Genomic DNA, 2353 nt, shown 5'->3' on the forward strand with positions numbered 1-2353 from the left:
AACGGCGCGGCACCCAAGGCACGGGCCGGCGCCAAGCCGGCCAAGGCTCCCGCCAAGGGACCGGCCAAGACGCGCGCGAAGAAATCGACCGCCCCCGAGGCCGGTGCCGGCGAGGAGAGCCTCGTCGAGGACACTGACCTGGAGACCACCGACGACGTCGAGGAGCCCGGCGAGGATCTCGAGACCATCGACGAGCCCGAGATCGACCTCGACGACCTGGACACCGACGACGACGAACCCGTCGCGGGAGCCGACGCGGCGAAGACCCCCGCGGTGGCCCCCAAGGTCGAGACGGCCGCGCCCGTCGAAGAGGAAGAGATCGCCGAGCCGTCCGAGAAGGACAAGGCCTCCGGCGACTTCGTCTGGGACGAAGAGGAATCCGAGGCGCTGCGGCAGGCCCGCAAGGACGCCGAACTCACCGCCTCGGCCGACTCCGTGCGTGCCTACCTCAAGCAGATCGGCAAGGTCGCGCTGCTCAACGCGGAGGAGGAGGTCGAGCTCGCCAAGCGCATCGAGGCCGGCCTGTTCGCCACGCAGAAGCTGACCGAGCTCGCCGACAAGGGCGAGAAGCTGCCCGTTCAGCAGCGCCGCGACATGCAGTGGATCTGCCGCGACGGCGACCGCGCCAAGAACCACCTGCTCGAGGCGAACCTGCGCCTGGTGGTCTCGCTGGCCAAGCGCTACACCGGCCGCGGGATGGCGTTCCTGGATCTCATCCAGGAGGGCAACCTCGGCCTGATCCGCGCGGTGGAGAAGTTCGACTACACCAAGGGTTACAAGTTCTCGACCTACGCGACGTGGTGGATCCGCCAGGCCATCACCAGGGCGATGGCCGACCAGGCGCGCACCATCCGCATCCCGGTGCACATGGTCGAGGTCATCAACAAACTCGGCCGCATCCAGCGCGAGCTGCTTCAGGACCTGGGCCGCGAGCCCACGCCCGAGGAGCTGGCCAAGGAGATGGACATCACGCCGGAGAAGGTGCTGGAGATCCAGCAGTATGCGCGTGAGCCGATCTCGCTGGACCAGACCATCGGCGACGAGGGCGACAGCCAGCTCGGCGACTTCATCGAGGACTCCGAGGCCGTCGTCGCCGTCGACGCGGTGAGCTTCACCCTGCTGCAGGATCAGCTGCAGTCGGTGCTCGAGACGCTCTCCGAGCGCGAGGCGGGCGTCGTCCGGCTGCGCTTCGGGCTCACCGACGGTCAGCCCCGCACCCTCGACGAGATCGGCCAGGTCTACGGCGTGACGCGCGAGCGCATCCGCCAGATCGAGAGCAAGACGATGTCGAAGTTGCGCCACCCCAGTCGCTCTCAGGTGTTGCGCGACTACCTCGACTGATCCCGGGTCGCTGACCGCTCGTTGAGCGGCACGGTTCCGGCGTTGAGCCGTTGTTGAGGCCCGTGCGGATACTTCCTCCCATACGAACGACCGGGAGGAAGTCCGCAATGTCGCGACCAGTGACCACCTACGTGTACGCCGATGATCCGATCCTCGAAGCCGGCGTCGTCAGTCAACTCCGCCCGAGGGCCGAAATCGCGGTCGTCGACTCCGCGCGCCTGCACGGCGCCGAGGTCGCGATCGCCGTCGCCGATGTGCTGGACGGCGCGACCGTCCGGATTCTTCATTCACTGCGCAAAGCCGGTGTGCGGCAAACCCTTCTGCTGTTGGGCGCCGTCGACGAACAGGCCGTGACGACGGCGGCCCAGGCCGGTGTGAGCGGCGTGCTGCGACGCGCAGAAGCGACATCCGACGTCCTCGTGCGCACGGTGGCCGAGGTCGCCGCCGGCCGCGGCGTCCTCCCCCGCGACGTGCTCGGCCGGGTGGGCGGGATGACGCCGCAGCCGGTCATGCGGCGGTTCGACAAGCTCTCCCAGCGCGAGGCCGACGTGCTGCGCCTGATCGCCGACGGCCTCGACACCGACGAGATCGCCCGCACGCTGTGCTACAGCCAGCGCACCGTGAAGAACGTGCTGCACGGCATCACCACCCGGCTGCAGCTGCGCAACCGGTCACACGCCGTCGCCTACGCGGTGCGCGAGGGCCTGATCTGACCGGCCCCGGCCGGTCGGCCTCGGCGCACGAGCGTCGGCACCCCGAGTTCCGCGCGGATCCGCGCGTGTTCGCGGCGCACATACTCGGCCGACCCCGCGTCGCCGAGTTCGGCATGCAGGTCGGCCAGCACCAGCCAGCCGGTGTCCTGCTCGGGTTCGAGCTGCACCGAACGCTCGGCCGCGGCGAGCGCCCGGTCATGCTCGCCGAGTGCCAGGTGGTCGGCGGCCAGCGCCGCGGCCACCGCGGCGGCCTTGTGCCGCAACCGGTCCCGCTCCCCCTCGACGTGCGCCATGCCGGT

General features: G+C 69.8%; 3 protein-coding genes. 2 read left to right on the forward strand and 1 reads right to left on the reverse strand.

Annotated elements, in window-relative coordinates:
• The coding region (locus Q2100_RS28230; protein ID WP_302916701.1) for an RNA polymerase sigma factor at positions 1 to 1341 on the forward strand (1341 nt) is incomplete at its 5' end.
• A 107-nt stretch (positions 1342 to 1448) separates the two neighbouring features.
• Positions 1449 to 2054, forward strand: coding sequence for a response regulator transcription factor (locus Q2100_RS28235; protein ID WP_302916702.1), 606 nt, complete (start codon positions 1449 to 1451; stop codon positions 2052 to 2054).
• On the opposite strand, the gene Q2100_RS28240 is transcribed toward Q2100_RS28235, so the two are convergent.
• Positions 2027 to 2353, reverse strand: a 327-nt coding sequence (locus Q2100_RS28240) for a tetratricopeptide repeat protein (protein ID WP_302916703.1), incomplete at its 5' end; no start/stop codon positions are given. The two genes, Q2100_RS28235 and Q2100_RS28240, sit on opposite strands and share 28 nt — an antisense overlap.

This window comes from Mycolicibacterium arseniciresistens, from assembly GCF_030519285.1.
GTDB classification, from domain to species: Bacteria; Actinomycetota; Actinomycetes; order Mycobacteriales; family Mycobacteriaceae; genus Mycobacterium; species Mycobacterium arseniciresistens.